The sequence below is a fragment of the Desulfovibrio sp. TomC genome, assembly GCF_000801335.2.
Lineage (GTDB): Bacteria > Desulfobacterota > Desulfovibrionia > Desulfovibrionales > Desulfovibrionaceae > Solidesulfovibrio.
Map to the genome: position 1 here is coordinate 20019 of NZ_JSEH01000012.1, position 21634 is coordinate 41652.

Consider the following 21634-nt stretch of genomic DNA (forward strand, 5'->3'; position numbering starts at 1 on the left):
CTTTTTTACCGTTCGGTGCAGCTGATGCAGGGGTCGATGGAGAGTACGATGACCGGCACGTCAGCCAGCTCGCAGCCCGGCAGCATGGCCAGAAGCGGCGGGATGTTGGCGAACGTGGGGGTGCGGATGCGCACCCGGTCCATATGCTTCGAGCCGTCGCCCTTTAAGTAGTACATGAGTTCGCCGCGCGGCTGTTCCACGCGGGTGACCGCTTCCCCGTCGGGTTTGCCCTTGACCTTGGCGGCGAGGGCGCCGGCCGGGATGTCCAGGTTTGGGGGCGGGGCGGCGGTGATGTGGTGGTGCTTGTCGCGGTTGTAAGACTGTATGATGTTGCCGCGATTGCCGGTAATGGTCGTCGGGGTGTCGTCGTCCGAGCCGCTGTCGACCGTGGCGGCGGTTTCGCCGGCCGGCATCCGGGCAATGGCCAGGCGCACGATGTCAAAGGACTGGAGGGTTTCCCGGAACCGCACGGCGCAACGGGCGTAGGAGTCGCCGTCGTATTCGACGATGGGCTCAAAGCCGAGTTCGCCGAAGGCGGCGTAGCCGGTCTGGCGGGCGTCCTGGGCCCAGCCCGAGCCGCGCAGCATGGGACCGACCGCGCCGAGCTGGTAGGCCTGCTCCTTGGTCAGCACGCCCTTGCCGCAACAGCGCTTTTTCACGGTGTAGTCGTTTAAGATGGTGGTCTGGAGCTGGCGGATTTCCTTTTCGGAAATGATCAGCTGCTGTTCGATCCACTGGCACTGTTCCGGGGAGAGGTCGCGGCGCACGCCGCCGACGACGTTGACCGAGACCACCACGCGGTTGCCGCAGGTGGCTTCCATGATGTCCATGATGCGCTCGCGCACCCGCCAGAACTGCATGAAAAGGCTCTCAAAGCCAAACGCGTCGGCAAAAAGGCCCAGCCAGAGCAGGTGGCTGTGGACGCGGTGGAGTTCGCCCCAGATGGTGCGCAGGTATTTGGCGCGACGGGGCACTTCGATGCCCATGATCTCCTCGATGCCTTCGCAGTAGCACAGGGCATGCAGGCAGGAGCAGATGCCGCAGACGCGTTCGACGATCTGGACCATCTGGTTGAAGTCACGGACTTCGCACAGTTTTTCCAGTCCGCGGTGGACGTAGCCGAGCGTGGGCAGGGCTTCGACCACGATTTCGTTTTCAATGGTCAGTTTCAGGTGCAGGGGTTCCGGCAGGACCGGATGCTGCGGACCAAAAGGCAATATAGTACGGGCCATACGCTTCCCTCTCTAAGACTGTTTTTGGGCCACGCTGACCTTGCAAAACGGCATGGCGCGGACTTCAGCTTCAAGGTACAAGGCCCCGCCGAAATCGAGGACGATGTCGGAGAAGCAGATGCCGAACTGGTCGCGGATCTCGTTTTCCACGAGGAGCGCCGCAAAGTAGACGGGAGAGATGCTCGGCACCACGGTCTCCTTGGGGATGGAGAGCCGGTAATGCTTCATGACCAGATCTTTGTCGTAGTGGTAAAAGATTTCAAAGCCGGCCTCGCCGGTATCCACAGCCGTCATGGTGACCAGCCGCCAGCCGCCGTCGAAGTGCTCTTTGGCCACGGCGACGACTTCGTCGAGGGGAAGAGGAATCGTTTCCAGCACAGTATTCTCCTGGCCTTCGGGGACGGTCCCCGGTGCCTCGTCGGTTTGCGGCTAGGCGGTCATGCCAAGCAGCGTCTTGACCTTTTCCAGGGCCGCGACCACGCCGTCGATGATGACCTCGGGTCGGGCCGGGCAGCCGGGCACGTACACATCGACCGGGATGACCTTGTCCACGCCGCCGACGACGTTGTAGGCCTCGCGGAAGACGCCGCCGGTGCAGCCGCAAGCGCCGATGGCGATAACGGCCTTGGGTCCGGGCATCTGGTCGTAGATGTTTTTAAGCACATGCTTGTTGCGCTGGTTGACGGTGCCGGTGACGAGCAGCACGTCGGCGTGCTTGGGGTTGCCGATGTTCAAGATGCCGAAGCGCTCAATGTCGTAGATGGGCGTGAGGCAGGCCAGCACCTCGATGTCGCAGCCGTTGCAGCTGCCGCAATCGAAATGGACCACCCACGGGGATTTGATGCGTCCCTGATTGATCAGATTGCCTAACATGGCGTGCTCTCTCTTTTGGCTTGTCGGTCGTTATTGGGCATAGAGCCAAAGCATGTTGACGACGGTGAGGGCCAGACCCATGCCGACGGCGGACTTAAGCATGAAGCGCCAGGTCAGGCGCGCCGTGACGTTGTCCACGATGATTTCGGCCAGGTAGGTCACCGCCACCAGCACGACCATGCCGACGACGCTGGTCGACCAGAAAAGCGCGCACAGCCCGAGCACGAGGATGACTTCGTACCAGTGGGCGATCTCGATCATGGCCAGGAACGGACCGGAGTACTCGGTGTAGACGCCGCGCACCAGTTCCTGGTGGGCGTGGGCGCTGGCCGAGATGTCAAAGGGCGACTTGCGCAGCTTGATGGTGAGCGCATAGCCCAGGACAATGTACATCAGCGGCAGGTCGTAGAGCAGCGGCCGGGACAGTTCGTACACCGCGCTGACCTTGAAGCTGCCGGTCACCATGGCGATGGCGGCAAAGACCAGGATCAGAAGCGGCTCGTAGGCCAGCATCTGCAGGAGTTCGCGCTGGCCGCCGATCTGGCTGTAGGGCGAGGGCGAGGCCAGGGCGCCCATGACCAGGAAGACCGCGCCGACCGTCAGCACGAAGAAGATCAAGAGCAGGTCGGAGCCGGTAAAGAGCAGGACCACGGACAGGGCCGCGCCGACGATGTAGACGTAGGCGCACACGGCCTGCCAGGTGTTGGTGACCATGGGCTCTTTGCCCAGGAGCTTTAAGACGTCGTAGATGGGCTGGAGGATCGGCGGCCCATAGCGGGACTGCAGCCAGGCAGTGATCCGGCGGTCCACGCCGGTGATCAGCGCCCCGAGGAGCGGAGCCGCAACCAGAGCCAAGACGGCGAGTATGATCTTGGTAATCACAGGGCGCCTCCAAAGAGCATGATCACCAGCACAGCGAGCGCGATGACGTTGATCCATCTGGAGAGCATTTCCTCTCCAAAGAACTGGGCGAGGTAGTAGTTGCCGGCGGTGGCGGGCACATACTGGTTCAGGGGGCCGAGGAAGCCGGGCTTGCCGTCAACCGTCAGCTGCTCGCCGCACATGTAGGGCTGGGAGCACTGGGCGGCCGTCACCTTGCGGGCCTGCCGCAGGGCGAAGAACAACCCCAGGCCAAGCAGGATGAACAGCGGGTAGACCAGGAAAATGCCCATCTTGGAATCAAAGTTGCCGTAGGGCAGGGTGTAGGGCACGGTCTTGTAGTACATGGCCACCACCGGGGCGACCAGGGTGTTGTAGACCACCGGCGAGAAGAAGCTGACCACCATGGCCAGGCCGGCCAGGATGTAGAGCGGCGCGCGCACGGTGATGTCCTGGGCCTCGGGCCGGCCCTTGGCCACCGGCGTGCCGAGCATGAGCCCGGCCCAACGGCACCAGAAGAGCACGGTGACGCCCGAACCAAGGGCCAGCATGATCATGAGCAGGAACTGCCCCTGGGCGGATTCAATGGCCATCCACTTGGCCATGAGCATGCCAAAGGGCGGCAGCATCATGGTCATGATGCCGATGATGGCGACCAGGGCCGTACGGGGCATGACCGCGAACAGGCCGCGCATGTCCTCGATGTCCCGGGAACCGATCTTCTGCTCAATGGCGCCCACGCACAGGAACATGAGGGCCTTGGAGATGGCGTGGAACAGGATCAACATGATGGCTGCCGTGATGGCCGCCGGGGTGTTGATGCCGGCGCAGGCAATGATGAGCGCCAGGTTGGAGATGGTGGAATAGGCCAGGATCTTTTTGCCGTTGGACTGTCCGGCGGCCAGGCAGGCCGTGGCCAGAAACACGAAGGCCCCGAAAAGGGCCACGAAGTTGCTGAAGTAGGTTCCGGCGTAGACCGGGGCCAGACGCACGATGATGTAGACGCCGGCCTTGACCATGGTGGAGGAGTGGAGCAAGGCCGAGACCGGGGTGGGCGCGACCATGGCGCCGGTCAGCCAGCTCTGGAACGGGGCCTGGGCAGCCTTGGTCATGCCGGCAAAGACCAGCAGGAACATGGGCACCAGGATGGCTCCGCCGGCCACGGCGAATTGCGGACCCCGGGCCAGGATGTCCTGGAGGGACAGGGTGCCGACGATCTTCTGCAACAAAATGATGCCGAACAGGAAGGCCGTGCCGCCAAGGACGTTCATCCACAAGGCGCGCTCGGCGTTTTTCCGGGCGATTTCCGTGCCGTCATGCCCGATGAGCATAAACGAACACAGGGTGGTGCATTCCCAGAAAAAGTACATCCACAGGAGATTGTTCGCCAAAACCAGCCCGTTCATGGCCCCCAGGAAGAGCACGATGAAAAAGAAAAACTGGGGCTGCTTCGACTTGGTCAGATGCAAATGTTCTTCGTGTTCCTTCATGTAGCCGATGCCGTAGACGGCGATGAGGGAACCGACGATGGAGATGACCAGCACCATAACCAGGCTCAGGTCATCCGCGAAGAAGGCCGGCACGGACCCGTGTTCCTTCAGCGTGAAGAAATCAAGCCAGATGAGGGCGATGATCTGGGCCGCGGTGAGCCAGATGATAATCTGGTTTTTACGTTTCATACCGACAAACAGCACCACAAACAGTATGACAAAATCACCCAGGGTGATAAGGGAGTCATACAGTGGCGCTGGCGACATGATAAACGCACCGCCCCGGAGCATGGCCAGCGACGCGAGTGCAAGCACTCCCGCCGTGGCGACCAGGATGACCTTGCGCAGATTTTGCTCTCGCAAAACCAGCAACACGGCTGCAACCAAAAATGGCAGCAGCACCGTCACAAAGACCAGCGTGTCGAGCATAGGCACCTCGATAAAAAAGTTAGGGGACCGCCTGGGACACACGTTCTACCCCCGCCGCAGGGCAAAACAATCCGCAAGCAAAGTGACCGCCTGCTTTTGAATTATTTTGCTCCCCCAGGGGAAGAACGTCAAGTTTATGCCTCTTACGAGATATTTCCACCCGCTGCAACAGCGTGATTCCTTTCACAAGGGTCTCTTTCCTGGATAAATCAGGCCGTTCCGCTCTTTTCCCAGGCTCCGGGCTGCGACCGCCCCGGCTGTTCCAAAAGAAGAATTCGACATTCCAATATGTTACAAAGAACCAAGAAAAATTGACCGAACCCATTTTTTTTGCCCGAATGCCCCTTGCCTTTCGCGGCAATGTGTTTAGATATTTTCCCGCCAACCGTTGGCACTCGCCCCGGTCGAGTGCCAGCAGCCGGTCCATCTGAAAAATCCATGGAGGTCATAGTATGAAGCTTAAACCCTTAGGCGATCGCGTCCTTGTGAAGCGTCTGGAGCAGGAAGAAGTCACCAAAGGCGGCATCATCATCCCCGATTCCGCCAAGGAAAAGCCCATGAAAGGCGAGATCATCGCCGCCGGCCCGGGCAAGATCGCCGACGACGGCAAGCATCTCAAGATGCACGTCGAAAAGGGCGATCTGGTCCTTTTCAACAAGTACGCCGGCACCGAGATCAAGGTGGATGACGAAGACTTCCTCGTCATGCGCGAAGACGACATCCTGGCCGTCATCGAAGCCTAAGGCCCCAACGCCTTTGCTTTTTATTTACGATTTTTAGCCCAAGGAGAATATACATGGCTGCTAAAGAAATTCTGTTCGATGCCAAGGCCCGTGAGAAACTGAAACGCGGCGTGGACAAGCTGGCCAATGCCGTGAAGGTCACCCTTGGACCCAAGGGCCGCAACGTGGTCATCGAGAAGTCGTTTGGCTCCCCGATCATCACCAAGGACGGCGTGACCGTGGCCAAGGAAATCGAACTGGAAGACAAGTTCGAGAACATGGGCGCCCAGATGGTCAAGGAAGTCGCTTCCAAGACCTCGGACATCGCTGGCGACGGCACCACCACCGCCACCATCCTGGCCCAGGCCATCTTCACCGAAGGCGTCAAGCTTGTGGCCGCCGGCCGCAATCCCATGGCCATCAAGCGCGGCATCGACAAGGCCGTGGCTTCCGTGGTCGCCGAGCTTGAGACCCTGGCCAAGCCCACCCGCGATCAGAAGGAAATTGCCCAGGTCGGCACCATTTCCGCCAACTCCGACGCCACCATCGGCAACATCATTGCCGAGGCCATGAACAAGGTCGGCAAGGAAGGCGTCATCACCGTCGAGGAAGCCAAGGGCATGGAAACCACCCTTGACGTCGTCGAAGGCATGCAGTTCGACCGCGGCTACCTCTCCCCCTATTTCATCACCGACCCCGAGCGCATGGTGTGCGAGCTCGACGAGCCGCTGATCCTGATCAACGAGAAAAAGATCACCGCCATGAAGGACCTGCTGCCGGTCCTCGAGCAGGTGGCCAAGATGAGCCGTCCCCTGCTGATCGTGGCTGAAGACATCGAGGGCGAGGCCCTGGCCACCCTGGTTGTCAACAAGCTGCGCGGCACCCTCCAGGTCTGCGCCGTCAAGGCCCCGGGCTTTGGCGACCGCCGCAAGGCCATGCTCGAAGACATCGCCTCCCTCACCGGCGGCCAGTGCGTCTCCGAAGACCTGGGCCTCAAGCTTGAGAACATGACCCTGACCGACCTTGGCAAGGCCAAGCGCGTCATCGTCGACAAAGAAAACACCACGATCGTTGACGGCGCTGGCGACAGCGACAAGATCAAGGCCCGGGTCAAGCAGATCCGCGCCCAGATCGAAGAGACCACCTCCAGCTACGACAAAGAGAAGCTGCAGGAGCGTCTGGCCAAGATCGTCGGCGGCGTGGCCGTCATCAATGTCGGCGCGGCCACCGAGACCGAGATGAAAGAGAAGAAGGCCCGCGTGGAAGACGCCTTGAACGCCACCCGCGCTGCCGTTGAAGAAGGCATCGTCCCCGGCGGCGGCGTCGCCCTGGTCCGTTGCGTCAAGAGCCTGACCACCATCAAGGCCGTTGACGACGACGAGCAGGCCGGCATCGAGATCGTGCGCCGCGCCATCGAAGAGCCGCTGCGCCAGATCGCCGGCAATGCCGGTTTCGAAGGCTCCATCGTGGTCGCCAAGGTCCGCGACGGCAAGGACGGCTTCGGCTTCAACGCCGCCAACGGCGAATACGAAGACCTGATCAAGGCCGGCGTCATCGACCCCAAAAAGGTCACCCGCATCGCCCTGCAGAACTCCTCCTCCGTGGCCGGCCTGCTCCTGACCACCGAGGCGGCCATCGCTGAAAAGCCCGAGGCCAAAAAGGATATGCCCCCGATGCCCGGCGGCGGCATGGGCGGCATGGGCGGCATGTACTAGCCGACCGCTTCCCTTCCTAGGTTACCGTCAAGGGGCCGGGCTTTTGCCCGGCCCCTTTTTGTTGCGCGCTGTGGGATTCCAAAAGGCGGTCACTCCCGTTGATCGCCGCAGCCGCAGTGGTTCTCGTCAAGGTCAAACGCCGCCTGTTCCGGCCCGGCCTCTTTCCACCTCTTCTCTTGCCGGACTTCCGCCCGCCGATCTGGCAGCGTCCACAGTCAACTCAAACTCCCCCCAGGAGGGGATTCCAACGGGACGCAATCCCTTTGGCCGCCGGAGGCATCCGTCCCCTCCCCTCACACGGCACCCCCGGCCGCCGGCGCCGTCGTCTTCATGCGCCAGTACGTCAGCATCGCCGCCAGCACCATGGGCACGACGCCGGCGGCAATAAAGACCACGTCGCCTGGCATCCGGCCCCATTCGATGAGCCGGGTCAGGTCGCGATTCAAGTAGTCCAACCCCCGGGCGTGCCAGTAGCCGTTTTGCAGCACGTCGTAGACCTGCAGCACGCCGCCCGGGAAGAGGCTGCCGGCCGCCATCATGGCCAGACCGATGTTGAGGCCCCAAAAGGAGATGCGGATCAGGCGCTGCGGCCCGGCCCACTGCTCGTCGGTGAGCACCTGCCGGAAGCAAAGCACCATGAGCGCCAGGGCTTCCATGCCGAACACGCCCATGAGGGCCATGTGGCCGTGGTTGGGCGTTAACAGCGTACCCACCTCGAAGTAGCTGACGATGGGCAGGTTGATGAGAAAGCCGAAGATGCCGGCTCCGACGAAATTCCAGAACCCGACGGCCATGAGGAAGTAAAACGCCCACTTGTGCGGGATGTTGACCTGCCTGCCGCAGACGTCGCAGTGCGACCGGGTCAGCTTGACGAAATCCCAGGCGTCCAGGGTCAAAAGGGTCAGGGGCACCACTTCCATGGCGGAAAAAAGAGCCGACAGGGACATGTTGAGGTTGGACTGGCCGCTGAAGTACCAGTGGTGGCCGGTGCCCACGATGCCGCTGCCCAGAAACAGGATGGCGTCGAGGTAGATGACCCGGGCGGCAGTGGTGCGCGAGACCATGCCGAGCCTGAAAAAGGTCACGGCCACCATCACGGTGACGAACAGCTCGAAAAAGCCCTCGACCCACAGATGGATGATCCAGAACCGCCAGTTGTCCACCACCGTGAAATTGGTGGTCGCGCCGAAGAAAAAGGCCGGCAGATAAAAGACCGGGATGGCCAGGGCGGCCAGCAGGAACAAGGTCGTGATCTCGCGCCGGTTGGGATCGAGCAGGGCCGGCATGACGCTTCGAAGCAACATGAGCACCCAGCCGATCAGGCCGATGGCCAGGAGAATCTGCCAGCCCCGCCCCAGGTCGAGATATTCCCAGCCCTGGTGGCCGAACCAGAACCACAGATCCCCCAGCCACTGGCGAAGGCCGGCCAGTTCCCCGAAAAGACTCCCGGCCACGACCAGGACCAAGGCCCAGAAGAGCCCATGCACAAGCCCCGCCTGCCCCCGGGGTTCCTTGTCGCCCAGAGCCTGCCCCAACAGCAGCCCTCCGGCCACGAAGGACGTGGCGATCCAGAAGATGGCCGATTGCAGGTGCCAGGTGCGCAGCAGATTGCTCGGCAGGATCGTGGTCAGGTCGAAGCCGTAGAAACTGCCCGGATCGGCCCGAAAATGGGCCGTGGCCCCGCCCACCATGACCTGGAAAAGAAACAGCAGCGCGGCCGCCAGGAAGTATTTGACCAGCCCCCGCTGGCCGGGTGTGGCCACGCCCGGAAGCATCTGCGGGTGGACATGCTCGCCCGTGCCCTTCCAGCCCAGGTAGTCGAACTTGCCAAAGGCCGACAGCACCAGGGCTATGCCGGTGAGCAGGGTGATGAGGCTCAGCGCGCTCCACAACACGGTCTGGCTGGTCGGCGTATTGCCCAGGGCCGGATCGTAGGGGAAATTATTGGTGTAGGAGAAATCCTGGTCCGGCCGGTTGGCGATGGAGGCCCAGGCCGTCCAGGCGAAAAAGGCGGTCAGATCATGCAGTTCCTTGGCGTCGCTGATGTATTTTGCCGGCAGACCGCCGCTTGCGGCCGAATCGGTGAAATAGCCCGTCCAAGCTGCGATCTGCTGCCGGAAGGCTTGGGCCTCAAAGGGCGTTAGCCGCAGGGTTTTGGCCTTCTCGTCATAGCGGTTTTCCTTGAGCAGCAGGGAAACTTCCTTGCCAAGGATTTCGCGCTCCTGGGGCGAGAGCGCCTCAAAATCCCGGCCAAACCGCTGGGGAGCCAGGCCCCGGCTGACGGACAGGCCCAGCTCGTGGAGATACTGGGCCGAAAAATCCGGCCCGAGATAGGCCCCGTGGCCCCAGATCGAACCGTTTTCCATGAGCCCGTATTTGAGGAAAATCTGCTGGCCGGCCACGATGTCCGCGCCCGTGAACACGACCTGGCCGGAGCCATCGCGGACGCTGTCCGGGACAGGCGGCGCATTGCGGTAGGATTGAAACGCGATAAGGATTTCCAGGGCAAAGCCGATCACCAGCGCCGCAACGACTCCCTTGCGCCACCAGGGCGACAAGGATGTCTCGGAAGTACCGTCGGATGGCATGTCTCCCTCCTTTCCCGATGCAAAGACAAGATGGATTGCTCCATCCTACGCTGGATTCGACCGAACGCAATGGGTTGGCGCGTTTTCCCTGCCCTGGCAGCGCCCCTGGCCTTGCAGCCAGGCAGCCGACGCCGTCCATCCGTCGCCGTCCCGCGTCCGCCGTCGTCCCGCGTTGACCACTGCGCCCCTGCCGGGCTATTCCATGGCAGCCTCAGCTCACAAGGAGTCGCCATGCCGGATGCCGCACCCAATGACCAGACCAACCACCCCTATGATCTGACCAACCCGCAGGTGCTTCTCGCCTGGCAGCGCAACCATCTGGCCAACGAGCGCACCTTTCTGGCCTGGTGCCGCACCGGCCTGGCCCTTTTCGGCTTCAGCTTCGTCATCGAGCGTTTCGACTTCTTTATCCGCCAACTACAAAACGTCCCCATGTTCGAGGGCATGGCCCAAAAGCATCTGCACACCGAGGCCGTGACCCTGTCCACCTTTGCCGTGGGCGTTTTGGTCATGGTTGTGGCGGTGTGGCGCTTCTGGTACATCCGCCGCTGCATCAACACCGGGGCCAAGGTCTTTTCCCCGACCCCTGACATCATTTTCACTGTGGCCGTGATCGGCATGATCCTCGGCCTGTCTTCGGTCTTCTGGCATCTGATCATGCAGTAACCGCCCCGAGAGAGGAGCCGCCATGCGCGCCCTGACTGTTTTCTTGCTGGCGCTCTTAGCCGCCGGCAGCCTTCTGCCCGCCCGGGTCCGGGCCGAGGCCGCGCCTTCGCCCCTGGCCGCCGCCCTGGTCGCCACTGCGGCCGGCCGCCTGGACGATGCCCTGACCGCCCTGGAGCAAAGCGCCAAGGGCCTGGGCGCGGCCTACCGCGACCTCGCCCGCACCGCCCCCCCGCCAAGCCCGGAAGAACGCAGCCGGGCGCTCCAGAGCTACGCCATTAAAGACGGCACTGTGTCCTTCCGCGACCTGCAAGGCCCCTGCGGCCCGGAACCGGCGGCCAAGGCCCCCTGCCAGTCGCTCTTTTTTTATGACGGCGAAAATTTCACCGACGACACCTTCCGCGAGATCTCCGTCCTGTCCCGGCTGGCCCCGGCCATGGCCGCCAGCTATGACGCGCTGCCCTCGTCCTGGGTCTACCTGACCACCCCGGGCCAGAGCTTTGCCATCTATCCCCACCTCCCCCTGGCCGAGGCCGTCAACAACTATAAGCCCACGGACAAAGGCTTTTACACGGTGGCCGATTTTGCCGGCAAAGCCTGCGGCTGGGAGTCGCCCTATCTCGATCTGGCCGGCGACGGCATGATGGTCACGGTGTCCTGCCCGGTCTACGACGGGGAAACCCTCCTGGCCGTGGCCTCCCGCGACGTCACCATCCCCCAGCTCTCCAGCCGGATACTGGCCGATCTGGCGGCCATTCCCGGAGCCAGGGCCGTCATCATCAACCGGCGCGGCAAGGCCATTGCCGCCAGCGACCCCAAACTGGCCGCCTTTATGGACAGTGAAAACGCCAAGGCCGGCGACGCGGTCGTTTACTTCCGGGCGGACCGGGGACTGGCCGCCATGGGCCTGGAAAAGGGGCTGTCTTCACCGGATGCGGCGTTAAACGCCGCTGGCGAGGCCGTCATCGAACGGGCTGAAACGGAAAAACGCTGGCCCATGGTCTTGGCCCAGGGCAAGGAGCTGGTCCTGGCCGCAAGGCTTCGCGCCACGGGCTGGTATCTGGTCATGCTCGTGCCGCAAAGGGCAGGCAGATAATGCAACAACAATCCTTTCCCCACGGCGGCAACCTGCGCGCCCTGGCCGCCGCCTGCGGCCGCGACCCGGCCGACATCCTGGACGCCTCGGCCAGCATCAATCCGCTGGGGCCGCCGCCCTGGCTGCGCGACGCCGTAGGCGCCGGCGTCTCCGATCTCATCCATTACCCGGACCCGGAAGCCACCGATCTCATTGCCGCTGCCGTCGCCCGCTACGGCGCGCCAGCCTCGCATTTCGTGGCCGGCAACGGCACGAGCGAACTCCTTTTTGCCCTGCCCCGCTGCACCGGACTGGCCCGGGCGGTCATCCCTTCCCCAGCCTACGCCGACTATGCCACGGCCAGCCATAAGTCCGGCATGGACGTGCGCCGTCTGCCCGGGTCGGAACTCGACGGCTTCGCCCTGCACATCGACCGCGTCGAGGCGGTCCTGCGCTCGCCGTCCATGGTCGTTATCGCCAGTCCGGCCAATCCCACCGGCGCACTGGCCAGCGTGGCCGACATCGTGGCCCTGGCCGACCGGCATCCCCAGAGCCTTTTCGTGGTGGACGAAGCCTTTGCCGACTTCGTTCCCGATTTCGTCAGTCTGGCCGGGGACCGGCCCCACAACGTGGCCGTGCTGCTGTCGCTGACCAAGAGCTTCGCTATTCCGGGCCTGCGCCTGGGACTCTTGGCCGCCAGTCCCGATCTGGCCGACTGGGTGCGCCGCAGCCTGCCGCCCTGGTCGGTCAGCTCCCTGGCCCAGGCCGTGGGCACCCGGGCCTTGGCCGACGCCGACTTCCTGGAAGCCACCCGCCGGGCCCTGCCGCCCCTGCGCGAAGCCCTGGCCGCCGGACTGGCTGCCCTTGGGCTGACGGTCTTTCCCGGCGCAGCCAATTTCCTGCTGGCCCGGCTGTCCCTGACCGGCCCCAATGCCCCGGAGGTCTGCCGCCGGATGCTGGTCGAGCACGGCGTGGCCCTGCGCGACTGCTCCAATTTTTCCGGCCTCACCGACCGCTATCTGCGCATCGCCGTGCGCCCCCTGGCCGAAACCCGGCGCATTCTGGACGGGCTGGCCGCCGTCCTTGACGCCTGCCCCATCCCGGCCACCCGCCCCAAACGCCCCACCCCGGCGCTCATGCTCCAGGGCACGGCCTCCAATGCCGGCAAATCCGTGCTGACCGCCGGCATCGGCCGGTTGCTGGCCCGGGCCGGCTACCGCGTGGCCCCGTTCAAGTCCCAGAACATGTCGCTCAATTCCGGGGTCACGGCTGACGGCCTGGAAATGGGCCGGGCGCAGATCGTCCAGGCCCGGGCCTGCCGCTTGGCCCCGGACGCCCGCATGAACCCCATCCTGCTCAAGCCCACTTCGGAGTGCGGCTCCCAGGTCATTGTGCTTGGCAAGCCGGTCGGCACCATGCGGGTGGGCGAGTACATCACATATAAGCCCACGGCCTTTGCCGCAGCCAAGGACGCCTACGACGCCCTGGCCGGCGAGGTTGACGTCATGGTCATCGAGGGCGCGGGCAGCCCGGCCGAGATCAATTTGAAGGCCCATGACATCGTCAACATGGCCATGGCCCGCCATGCCGGGGCGCGCGTGCTGCTGGCCGCCGACATCGACCGGGGCGGAGCCTATGCCGGACTTCTGGGCACCATGGAATGTCTGCCCGAAGACGAGCGGGCCATGGTTGCCGGCTATATCTTAAACCGCTTCCGAGGCGACGCCGGCCTGCTGGCTCCGGCCAACGCCTTTTTGCGGCGGCGCACCGGCCGCGACGTGCTGGCCGTGATGCCGTATCTGTCCCACCTTGGGTTGCCGGAAGAGGATTCGGTGACTTTTAAAGAGGGGGGAAGCCTGCCCGAGACATTGCCCGGCGACGCAACACTGCTCGACATCGCGGTCATCGACCTGCCCCATGGGTCCAATTTCACCGACTGCGACGCCTTTGCCGTGGAGAGCGACGTCCGGGTGCGCCGGGTGACGGCGGCTGCGCGTCTGGGCCGGCCCGACGCGGTCATCGTGCCCGGCAGCAAGAACACCCTGGCCGATCTGGCCTGGCTTCGGGATTCGGGCCTGGCGGCGGCCATTTCGGCCCTGGCCGGGGAAGGGAAAACCGAGGTGGTGGGGCTGTGCGCCGGGTTGCAGATGCTCGGGCAAACGGTCAGCGATCCGCTTGGCCTGGAGTCGGGACGCGGCGAGGCGGCCGGGCTGGGGCTTTTGCCCCTGGCCACCACGCTTGCCGCTGAAAAGACCCTGACCCTGACCCAGGCGGTCCACACGGCCACGGGCCTCCCGCTTGCCGGCTATGAGATCCATCACGGCGTGACCACGGCCAAGGACGGGCTGGGCGTGGCCGTGGCGCGGGCCGACGGCGCAGCCATCGGCTACGCTGCGGCAGACGGCCCCATCTGGGGGGCCTACCTGCACGGCATCTTCGACGCCGACGCCTATCGCCGGGCCTTTTGCGACGGCCTGCGCGCCCGGCGGGGACTGGCTCCGGTCGGCCGTCTGGCCGTCTACGACATCGAACCGGCCCTGGACCGCCTGGCCGACGCCATCGAGTCCAGCCTGGGCCTGGCCGCCGTGGTCCGGCTGCTTGGCTTGTAGCCTTGCGTCCGCGCGGCTGATTCCCGTTTTTTCCTGCACGGCTTCCAAGCACCGGCTTGGAAGTGTGCGCGGTCAAATCAAACAGCCCCCAGGTGGGTTTCCAAAGGGCACTGCCCTTTGGCCGCCGGAGGCACTCTTTTTATTCTCCGCCTCTCCCCCCGCCACGCAACAAAACCGCCCGCCGTATTGGCCGCGTTTTCCAAAAAGAAAACGCGGCCAATACGGCGCAGGCGGGAAAATCTCGGGGGTCGCCGGCAGGCGGCTACGAGCTGGCGTCTGAACTGGCGGAAGCGCTCGAACCGGCGCTGGGGCAGGACGAACAGGAACCGGAAGAACAGGGCGAGGCAGCCGGGGCAGCATCGGCGGCCGGGGCGTCGGACGACTTGGCCGTGCCGCCCTCTCCGCCGCCCGAGGCGCTGCAACCGCCGTTGGCCTTGTAGTCGGTGACGTACCAGCCCGTGCCCTTGAGCACGAAGGACGTGTTGGACATGAAGCGCTTGCCGGGCGCGCCGCAGTACTCGCACGGCGCTTCATCGACATCGAAGCGGCGCTGCAGCACTTCAAATTCCTTGCCACACTTGGTGCATTTGTATTCGTAGATGGGCATGATCCTCTCCCCAAAACAAGGCTTGCGACCGTAAAATCCGGCCGAAACCAGTCCACCTTAAGCCCCTGTTTGTCAAGGGCCGTCCCTGCTGCCGCAATTTTTTGAGCAGCACTCGGCAACGTCGAGCGCCAATTAGAATAAGCGGTTACCCCGGGCAGTCAAGGGGCGCTGCGGGCGAAAAACCCGTCTGCGCGGGCTTTCCCGGCCGGATGCGGCCGCCTGTGGAGGGCCGTGTCCCCAACGGCGCCGCGGTGTCGGGGTTTTCCCGGCCGGGAGCGGACGTCAGCGGGGCGCATCCCGTCCGACCGGGCCGCCGTGCCCCGGATGTTCCCGGCCGGGAACGGACGGGCGCGGGCGACCGGGCCGGGACTGGCCGGAGATCAGGCCCGGCCGGCCGGCGGCGAGGCGAGGCCGGGCAGCAGGTTGCCCTCGCCGCCCGCATTGACCTGCCGGCCGTAGGCCAGGATGTACTCCGGGTAGCTCAGTTGGAAAAGCGCCTGGGCCTTGGCCACGGCCTGGCGCAGCTCCTGCGACCCGCCGCCTTCGCGTCTGTCCAGGGCGGCCTCGGCCAGGGGGACGATGGGCAGGTAAAAAATGCGCAGGGCGGCATCAATGGCCGCAACGGCGACTGCGTCGCTGTCTTCCTGCAACAAGAACGCAAAGGCGTCCTGGGCCTTGACGCCCCGGTAGTGGGCCATGCTCTCGGCCAGGACAAGACGGTTTTCCGGGCGGACCGTCTCGGCGTGGGCAAACAGGGCGTCGAGGTCCAGGCCGGCCAACGGGGAGGTAAATCCCAGGGCTGCCAGCCGGACCTTGGAAATCGATTCGTGGCGCAGCTGATTGAGGAGAACGACGCCGGCCAAGCGGAAGAAACGCTCGGCCGTGTCATTGCCCTGCCGCCACAGCGGATCGACCTCCTCGGCCAGGATCGGGCCGATGTCGCCTGCCCCCCCAGCGTCGGCATTGGCGCTGTCCTGGAGAAACTGCATGACAACCCGCTCCCCCTGCTTCCAGAAGCCGTGACTTTCCGTGTAATATTTCAGGAACAGGGTCTCGCGGCTGGAATTGAGAAAATACGGCAGCAGATAGCCCATGCAATAACTCTTTTGCTGATAGGCGACATAGCTCTCCATGGCCGGCAGCACCTGATAAAAAATGGTGCAGCATTGATCAAAGAGCTTTTGGACGGCCGCATCCTGCAAGGCGTATTTCTTGATGCCAATGGACGGCTTTTCGTCAAAATTCTCGGTTATTTCATCGGCAATAGCCGACCCTTTGTAGCAGGTCAGCTTGGAATTCATGGATTCGAGCGACTGGAAATGAATCCGCTTCATGACGTTTATGGTGTCGTTTATTTCCGACACCTTGGTCCACTGGTCAAAAAAGATGAAGCCCGGATTGGTGGTAATGCCGAGGTCATTGAGCGTACTGATGGCCTCGATGTGCTCCTCGACGGTTTCCTGCTTGCGGTAGCGGTCGAGCACGGGCTGCGAAAACGATTCGATGCCCAGAAAGACGCCGGACAGCCCGGCCTTTTTAAGCAGCGTAAAGAGTTGCGTCTCAATGGCCGCCGAGCGGCACATGAAGCCAAACCGGATATCCGGCAGCTTTTCCAGGACCAGATGGGCGAAGCGCTCGGCCCGTTGGCGAGAATTGGCCGTTGGCAGCACGAAATTATCGTCTACAAAATAGAAATGGGCGCAGTGGTGGCGCTTGTGGATGAACTCCATCTCGGCCACGACATCCTCGATATTGCGCGGCCGCCAGCCCTTTTTCCCGCCGGGCTGGGGGATGCTGCAAAAACTGCAACGGTATGGGCAGCCGCGGGAGGATGAGATGCTCGTTTGCGGATGCAGCCGCAGCTGCCAGGGCAGCATGTCCCGCGCCGGCCAGCCCACGGCGTCCACGTCCAGGGGAACATCCTGGGACACCTCCAGCACATCCTGCGCCCCAGTCCCGGCAGCGGCGTCAAGGGCGGTCAGAAGCGGCGCCACCAGGGCTTCGCCTTCCCCCCGGACAATGGCGTCCGGGTGAAACATCCCCAGCTCGTCCGTGGCCAGCGAGGTGGGCAGGATGCCGCCCAGGACAATCCGTATCGACGGATCGAATTCCTTGATCTGTGCCGCCACCTGCACGCCCCCGTTGGCGTTCATGGTGGACAGCGACAGGCCGACATAGTCCGGAGACAATTTTTGAAGGAGCGGCTTGATGAATTTCCCGGCCGGGTCCACAATCGAGCAGTCCCAGATATGGGCCTCGTGGCTGTCGCCAAGCTCGCGGCGAACGGCTGCGGCAATATAGCCCAGGCCAAGATTTTCCAGATGCAGTTGTTTGCCGACATCCGCATTGGCCGGGGGATTGATCAGGAGCAGCTGTTTTTTCGACCGCATGATCTGACGCCTGTGAGGGGATGGCAGGTTTGCGCGGGCCGGCCGAAGACCGACGGATCGTCGCCAACGGCGGCGTCTGCCATCTGTTGCCGGTCATGGACGAGGGGCCGGCGAAATTCAGGCAGTCTGTCTCCCGCTACTTCTTTTCAGGCAAGGTACGCGGAATCCGCCCCTTTTTCCACGCCAATCTTTGGGCCGCTTACCCGCTTGGGCCTAAAGCATCAGCGGCCATGGCCAGGGGACAGGAACCGGGAAGGAAGTGCGGCGGACCGCGCCAGCGGACAGCCCGCCAGCCGGACAAACAAATCGGGCCGGGGCTTTGCGGATTGCGCCAGCGCTCCACGCTTTGCACAAAAGGCAGCCACGGCCCGAAACAGGCAAGGCAAACTATTTTCTACGCCCGCGATTAGGCTGCGGTCTGGTCCTGGCCGCGGCGTTCCCACAGGCGCAGTTCACGCATTTTCTTGCGGCGTTCGCGCTGCAACGCCTTGCACACCAGCGGCATATCCTTGGCGTACCCCCACTTCACCCGGTACTCGTCCGGCGTCAGGCCGAATTTGGCCAGATGCTTGCGGGTCAGTATCTTAAACGGCTTGCCGGATTCCAGGCAGGTGATGGTCCGTTCCTTGACGGCCTTCTTGGCGTCGGCCGCCGTGCTGCCGGGTACTGCGGCATCAAGGTCCATGCTCCGTATGGTGGCCGACAATTTGGCCACCAGGGACCGGATTTCCTCTCCGCCCATATTACGGACCTTGGCCTGGGCCTTCACGATTTCCAATGCCAGGGACAAATGCTCTTCCATGGGTAGTCCTCCAAACTGCGAGATAGATCGGGTGCGAAAACACAACACCCCCATGTCAGGCATGTCGCCTGTCAGCGAAAAAGGTTGCAGGCGAAGAGATGACAAAATATTCAGGAGAGAAATATGTTCGCAAAGGAACCTGCATGAACCTGACGTTGCGCCCGGCGGCAATCGCCGCTGTCCTGCTGGCAACCGGCCTGGGACTGGCCGGCTGCGGCAAATCCTACGTCAACTCCAACATCATCGACCAGTCCCAGGCCAAGGCCCGCCTCGCCCAGGACAAGGAACTCTGCAAAGCCGAAGCCAACAGCGACGTGCCGCCCACCTTTGGGCTGGACCGGTTCGAGTACGACCCCACCATCGAGGCCCAGGCCACGCGCTGGGTGGCCAACGTGGCCGAAGACGACGCCAACCAGGATGCCTTTACCAAGTGCATGCGGATGCGCGGCTGGCGGTACCGCTAGAACGCGAAGAGGCAGAGGCCTCCGGCGGCCAAAGGGACTGCGTCCCTTTGGAATCCCCCCTGGGGGGAGTTTGATTTGACTGTGGACGCTGCCAGATCGGTGGGCGGAAGTCCGGCAAGAAAAGAGGGGAAAAGAGGCGGGAGCGTCACAGGCGGCGCTTGGCCTTGATGAGAACCACCGTTGCCGGGGGTCGGGAGATAATCCCCCAGGACCCCGGCAATGGAAGAAGTTGTCGAGGAATTCTTGGCGTTGGCTGGCAAGCCGGCCGGTTGTGGATCGGGACAAACCGTCGTTTGCGCGTAACGAGCGGCGGCGCTGTTCCGGCAGCCGGACCTGAAGCCCCCGGCAAGGGGAAAAGAGCGCCATTGGAAACCCACAGTACTGTGTGTTGTAGTGGGTGCAGGCTCGTCGCCGGAACAACGCTTGTTTCGTTAGTGGATCGCGCCGCTGGCCGGCGTGGCCGGATTGCCGGCAGTGGCCAGATTGGCGGCGAAGCGGGCCACGGCCGGGTCCTGCCGCCAGACGGTGAAAAGCCGCTCCCATTCAAGCAGAGGCAGCGCCTCGGCGTCGAGCATTTCCTCGTGGCCGGACAACCAGACCGAGAAAAGCTTGAGCATAAGGGCCAGGGGTTTGCCGTCAAAGGCCCGGGCTACCAGGCCAGGCGGGTAGGAGCCGCCTTCCATGGTGCGAAAGACAAATTCGGCCACGGACCGGCGCGAGGATTCCATGTCGATGGACTGGCCGTTGACGCCGGCCACGAACTCGCCCAGAACGGCATCCGCCCCCTTGAGCGCCTCAATCACCTCGGCCGGCACGTCGAGGAACACCACGCCCTCGTTCTCCATGGCGAAATAGAACCGAACCCAGTGTTCGGCCATAAAGACGCGGAATATTTCCTGACTGGCTCTTTCGATGTCGTCCATCGCTTCTCTCCTTGCGTATCGTTCGTGTCGTGTCCCGCCCGTTCCCGCATCCAAGCGTTGCGGGGGTCCGGGGGGATCATCCCCCCGGTGGGGTCCGGGGCAAAGCCCCGGCCGCCGGAGGCCTCTTTTCTCTTCTCTTCCTCTTCTACAGGCGCGAGCAGCGCACAAAATGTCCGGGCGCGACCTCGGCCAGGGGCGGGCTTTCGTCGGCGCAGCCGGGCACGGCCCGGTCGCAGCGGGGATGAAACACGCAGCCTGTCGGGGCGGCGGCCGGATTGGGCGTTTCGCCGGGCAGGGCAACCCGTCGCCGCTGGCCGGGGTCGAGTCCCGGCACGGCCGCGAGCAGCGCCCTGGTATACGGATGGCGCGGCCCGGCGTAAAGGGCGCGGGCCGGGGCCAGTTCCATGATCCGTCCCAGGTACATCACCGCCACCCGGTCGCTTAAATGGCCGACCACGGCCAGATCGTGGGAAATAAACAGATAGGCCAGCCCGTGACGCTCCTTGAGATCGGCCAGAAGGTTTAGGACCTGGGCCTGCACCGACACGTCCAGGGCCGAGACCGGCTCGTCGCACACCAAAAGGGCCGGCGACAGGGCCAGAGCCCGGGCAATGGCCACCCGCTGGCGCTGGCCGCCGGAAAACTGGTGGGGAAAACGTCTGGCATGTTCCGGGGCCAGTCCCACCTGGGTCAGCAACGCGGCCACCCGTTCCCGTCGCTCCCGGCCGGACAGGCCGCCCATGGCCCGCAGCCCTTCGGCCACGGTCCAGCCGATAGGCAGGCGCGGATTGAGCGAGGAATAGGGGTCCTGGAAGATCATCTGCACCAGACGCGGCAACTGGCGGCGCTGGGCCGTGGTTCCGGCCCAGGGGTCGATGCCGGCCAGACGCGCTGTGCCGGCACTGGGCGGCTCCAGGCCGACGGCCATGCGGGCCAGGGTCGATTTGCCGCAGCCTGATTCGCCGACCAGCCCCAGCGTCTCGCCCGGAGCCACGACAAGGTCCACATCGTCCACGGCCCGCACCACCCGTTCGCGTCGGGTGAAAAAACCCTCTTTGGTGCTATAGCGGCGGGAAACGCCGGCCAGTTCCAGCAGCGGTTTGGCGGAGTCTTCAGGATGCATGGAGCCAGCACCTCGCCTGCCGGCCGCCGGGCAAGGCAAAAAGCGGCGGCGTCTGCCGGGAGCAGGGTTCAAATGTGTGGGGGCAGCGGGGGTGGAAATGGCAGCCGGCCGGCAGGTCGGACAGACCTGGCACCGTGCCCGGGATGGGGGACAGGCGGCGTCCGGGGGCATCGACGCGCGGCAGCGAAGCGAGCAGGCCCTGGGAATAGGGATGGGCCGGACCCTTGAAAAATGCCGCCACCGGGGCGCGTTCCACCACCCGGCCGGCATACATGACGGCCACGTCGTCGGCGGTCTGGGCCACCACCCCGAGATTGTGGGTGACAAGCAGGATGGCCGTGCCGGCGTCCCGGGCCAGATCGAGCATCAGTTCCAGGATTTGCCCCTGGACCGTGACGTCCAGGGCCGTGGTCGGCTCGTCGGCGATCAAAAGCTCCGGGGAGAGCATGAGCGCCATGGCGATCATGACCCGCTGGCGTTGGCCGCCGGACAGTTCGTGGGGATAGCCGGCCAGCCGGCGACGCGGCTCGGGCAGCCCGACCCGGGCGAGCATGGCCTCGGCCGCATCAAGGGCCTCGCGCCGGGAAGCCCCGGCATGGACGCGCAGCGGTTCGGACACCTGATCGCCGATGGTCAGCACGGGATTGAGCGCGGTCATGGGTTCCTGAAAGATCATGGAGGCCCGCCGGCCCCGAATGGTGCGGCGCTCGCTCTCGGGCAGGGCCAGGATGTCCACCCCGCCCAGAAGCGCCCGGCCGGCCGTCACCCGCCCGGGCGGCGACACCAGCCCGAGCATGGACAGGGACAGCACGGTCTTGCCGCAGCCCGATTCGCCGACAACCGCCAGCACCCCGCCCCGGTCCAGGGTCAGGTCGACGTCGTCAACGGCCATGGCCGGCCCGGACGGACCGTCAAACACCGTGGTCAGCCCTGTCACTTCTAAAAGCCGTTGCTCCATGCCGCTCCTTCGCTCCCCCGGCTGGCCCGGTTCCACTTGCCACCGGCCAAACGGCGCGTTATAGACTGAACATAGTCTCGTTTATTCCTCAG

General features: G+C 64.0%; 19 protein-coding genes. 6 read left to right on the forward strand and 13 right to left on the reverse strand.

The window, feature by feature from the left end:
- Positions 1-5: 5 nt before the first annotated feature.
- From NY78_RS12725 to NY78_RS24700, 6 genes are read right to left on the reverse strand one after another with little or no spacing between them, the layout of a single operon-like run.
- Positions 6-1232, reverse strand: coding sequence for a hydrogenase large subunit (locus tag NY78_RS12725; protein WP_043636546.1), 1227 nt, complete (start codon positions 1230-1232; stop codon positions 6-8).
- Positions 1233-1244: 12 nt separating this feature from the next.
- Positions 1245-1610, reverse strand: a complete 366-nt coding sequence (locus tag NY78_RS12730; RefSeq protein ID WP_043636548.1) for an NADH-quinone oxidoreductase subunit C — start codon at positions 1608-1610, stop codon at positions 1245-1247.
- Positions 1611-1661: 51 nt separating this feature from the next.
- Positions 1662-2105, reverse strand: a complete 444-nt coding sequence (locus NY78_RS12735) for an NADH-quinone oxidoreductase subunit B family protein (protein ID WP_043636550.1) — start codon at positions 2103-2105, stop codon at positions 1662-1664.
- 30 nt (positions 2106-2135) lie between these two features.
- Positions 2136-2984, reverse strand: a complete 849-nt coding sequence (locus NY78_RS12740) for a respiratory chain complex I subunit 1 family protein (RefSeq protein ID WP_197084245.1) — start codon at positions 2982-2984, stop codon at positions 2136-2138.
- Entirely contained in the window at positions 2984-4903 is a 1920-nt protein-coding gene (locus tag NY78_RS12745; protein WP_043636555.1) for an NADH-quinone oxidoreductase subunit 5 family protein, read from the reverse strand. Before NY78_RS12745 ends, NY78_RS12740 begins: the two co-directional genes overlap by 1 nt.
- Before the next feature lie 19 nt (positions 4904-4922).
- Complete coding sequence (locus NY78_RS24700) at positions 4923-5330, reverse strand: hypothetical protein (RefSeq protein ID WP_156180935.1); 408 nt, start codon at positions 5328-5330, stop codon at positions 4923-4925.
- A gap of 25 nt (positions 5331-5355) precedes the next feature.
- On the opposite strand from NY78_RS24700, the gene groES reads away from it, so the two are divergent.
- Both groES and groL read left to right on the forward strand, forming a co-directional pair.
- Positions 5356-5646, forward strand: coding sequence for a co-chaperone GroES (groES, locus tag NY78_RS12750; protein ID WP_043636556.1), 291 nt, complete (start codon positions 5356-5358; stop codon positions 5644-5646).
- A gap of 53 nt (positions 5647-5699) precedes the next feature.
- Positions 5700-7340 carry a chaperonin GroEL gene (gene groL, locus NY78_RS12755; protein ID WP_043636558.1) on the forward strand — a complete coding sequence of 547 codons (1641 nt, stop codon included), beginning with the start codon at positions 5700-5702 and terminating at the stop codon, positions 7338-7340.
- 293 nt (positions 7341-7633) lie between these two features.
- On the opposite strand, the gene NY78_RS12760 is transcribed toward groL, so the two are convergent.
- Complete coding sequence (locus NY78_RS12760) at positions 7634-9928, reverse strand: nitric-oxide reductase large subunit (RefSeq protein ID WP_043636560.1); 2295 nt, start codon at positions 9926-9928, stop codon at positions 7634-7636.
- Between the two features lie 231 nt (positions 9929-10159).
- Between NY78_RS12760 and NY78_RS12765 the strand changes: the two genes are divergently transcribed.
- From NY78_RS12765 to NY78_RS12775, 3 genes are read left to right on the forward strand one after another with little or no spacing between them, the layout of a single operon-like run.
- The gene (locus tag NY78_RS12765) at positions 10160-10594 is read left to right on the forward strand and encodes a YidH family protein (RefSeq protein WP_043636563.1); all 435 of its coding nucleotides are present in this window, start codon (positions 10160-10162) and stop codon (positions 10592-10594) included.
- Between the two features lie 22 nt (positions 10595-10616).
- On the forward strand, positions 10617-11687 hold the full coding sequence (locus tag NY78_RS12770) for a histidine kinase (protein ID WP_043636566.1): 1071 nt from the start codon (positions 10617-10619) through the stop codon (positions 11685-11687).
- Positions 11687-14275, forward strand: a complete 2589-nt coding sequence (locus tag NY78_RS12775; RefSeq protein ID WP_043636568.1) for a cobyric acid synthase — start codon at positions 11687-11689, stop codon at positions 14273-14275. The genes NY78_RS12770 and NY78_RS12775 overlap by 1 nt, the downstream gene beginning before the upstream one ends.
- A gap of 262 nt (positions 14276-14537) precedes the next feature.
- Here NY78_RS12775 and NY78_RS12780 read toward each other — a convergent pair whose 3' ends face one another.
- The 3 genes from NY78_RS12780 to NY78_RS12790 all read right to left on the reverse strand — a co-directional run bounded on the left by NY78_RS12780 (position 14538) and on the right by NY78_RS12790 (position 18074).
- Complete coding sequence (locus NY78_RS12780) at positions 14538-14882, reverse strand: FmdB family zinc ribbon protein (protein ID WP_043636570.1); 345 nt, start codon at positions 14880-14882, stop codon at positions 14538-14540.
- Positions 14883-15262: 380 nt separating this feature from the next.
- Positions 15263-17272, reverse strand: coding sequence for a B12-binding domain-containing radical SAM protein (locus NY78_RS12785; RefSeq protein ID WP_053062203.1), 2010 nt, complete (start codon positions 17270-17272; stop codon positions 15263-15265).
- 406 nt (positions 17273-17678) lie between these two features.
- Positions 17679-18074: a MucR family transcriptional regulator gene (locus tag NY78_RS12790; RefSeq protein ID WP_043636572.1), complete on the reverse strand. Its 396-nt coding sequence runs from the start codon at positions 18072-18074 to the stop codon at positions 17679-17681.
- Positions 18075-18217: 143 nt separating this feature from the next.
- Between NY78_RS12790 and NY78_RS12795 the strand changes: the two genes are divergently transcribed.
- A complete protein-coding gene (locus NY78_RS12795; RefSeq protein WP_043636575.1) occupies positions 18218-18538 on the forward strand; it encodes a hypothetical protein in 321 nt (106 codons plus the stop codon).
- A gap of 431 nt (positions 18539-18969) precedes the next feature.
- Here the strand turns inward: NY78_RS12795 and NY78_RS12800 are convergent, their stop codons facing one another.
- The 3 genes from NY78_RS12800 to NY78_RS12810 form a co-directional block, all read right to left on the reverse strand.
- On the reverse strand, positions 18970-19461 hold the full coding sequence (locus NY78_RS12800; RefSeq protein WP_043636577.1) for a hypothetical protein: 492 nt from the start codon (positions 19459-19461) through the stop codon (positions 18970-18972).
- 145 nt (positions 19462-19606) lie between these two features.
- Positions 19607-20584, reverse strand: a complete 978-nt coding sequence (locus NY78_RS12805) for an ABC transporter ATP-binding protein (protein ID WP_043636580.1) — start codon at positions 20582-20584, stop codon at positions 19607-19609.
- Positions 20574-21542 carry an ABC transporter ATP-binding protein gene (locus tag NY78_RS12810; protein WP_043636583.1) on the reverse strand — a complete coding sequence of 323 codons (969 nt, stop codon included), beginning with the start codon at positions 21540-21542 and terminating at the stop codon, positions 20574-20576. The genes NY78_RS12805 and NY78_RS12810 overlap by 11 nt, the downstream gene beginning before the upstream one ends.
- Between the last annotated feature and the right edge of the window lie 92 nt (positions 21543-21634).

What these genes read in the sequence shown, in the direction of transcription:
- NY78_RS12795 (WP_043636575.1), top strand. Translation starts at nt 18,218, where the DNA reads ATGAACCTGACGTTGCGCCCGGCGGCAATCGCCGCTGTCCTGCTGGCA.
- NY78_RS12745 (WP_043636555.1), bottom strand. Translation starts at nt 4,903, where the DNA reads ATGCTCGACACGCTGGTCTTTGTGACGGTGCTGCTGCCATTTTTGGTT.
- NY78_RS12790 (WP_043636572.1), bottom strand. Translation starts at nt 18,074, where the DNA reads ATGGAAGAGCATTTGTCCCTGGCATTGGAAATCGTGAAGGCCCAGGCC.
- NY78_RS12735 (WP_043636550.1), bottom strand. Translation starts at nt 2,105, where the DNA reads ATGTTAGGCAATCTGATCAATCAGGGACGCATCAAATCCCCGTGGGTG.
- groES (WP_043636556.1), top strand. Translation starts at nt 5,356, where the DNA reads ATGAAGCTTAAACCCTTAGGCGATCGCGTCCTTGTGAAGCGTCTGGAG.
- NY78_RS12775 (WP_043636568.1), top strand. Translation starts at nt 11,687, where the DNA reads ATGCAACAACAATCCTTTCCCCACGGCGGCAACCTGCGCGCCCTGGCC.
- NY78_RS12800 (WP_043636577.1), bottom strand. Translation starts at nt 19,461, where the DNA reads ATGGACGACATCGAAAGAGCCAGTCAGGAAATATTCCGCGTCTTTATG.
- NY78_RS12780 (WP_043636570.1), bottom strand. Translation starts at nt 14,882, where the DNA reads ATGCCCATCTACGAATACAAATGCACCAAGTGTGGCAAGGAATTTGAA.
- NY78_RS24700 (WP_156180935.1), bottom strand. Translation starts at nt 5,330, where the DNA reads ATGGACCGGCTGCTGGCACTCGACCGGGGCGAGTGCCAACGGTTGGCG.
- NY78_RS12810 (WP_043636583.1), bottom strand. Translation starts at nt 21,542, where the DNA reads ATGGAGCAACGGCTTTTAGAAGTGACAGGGCTGACCACGGTGTTTGAC.
- groL (WP_043636558.1), top strand. Translation starts at nt 5,700, where the DNA reads ATGGCTGCTAAAGAAATTCTGTTCGATGCCAAGGCCCGTGAGAAACTG.
- NY78_RS12770 (WP_043636566.1), top strand. Translation starts at nt 10,617, where the DNA reads ATGCGCGCCCTGACTGTTTTCTTGCTGGCGCTCTTAGCCGCCGGCAGC.
- NY78_RS12725 (WP_043636546.1), bottom strand. Translation starts at nt 1,232, where the DNA reads ATGGCCCGTACTATATTGCCTTTTGGTCCGCAGCATCCGGTCCTGCCG.
- NY78_RS12765 (WP_043636563.1), top strand. Translation starts at nt 10,160, where the DNA reads ATGCCGGATGCCGCACCCAATGACCAGACCAACCACCCCTATGATCTG.
- NY78_RS12760 (WP_043636560.1), bottom strand. Translation starts at nt 9,928, where the DNA reads ATGCCATCCGACGGTACTTCCGAGACATCCTTGTCGCCCTGGTGGCGC.
- NY78_RS12805 (WP_043636580.1), bottom strand. Translation starts at nt 20,584, where the DNA reads ATGCATCCTGAAGACTCCGCCAAACCGCTGCTGGAACTGGCCGGCGTT.
- NY78_RS12785 (WP_053062203.1), bottom strand. Translation starts at nt 17,272, where the DNA reads ATGCGGTCGAAAAAACAGCTGCTCCTGATCAATCCCCCGGCCAATGCG.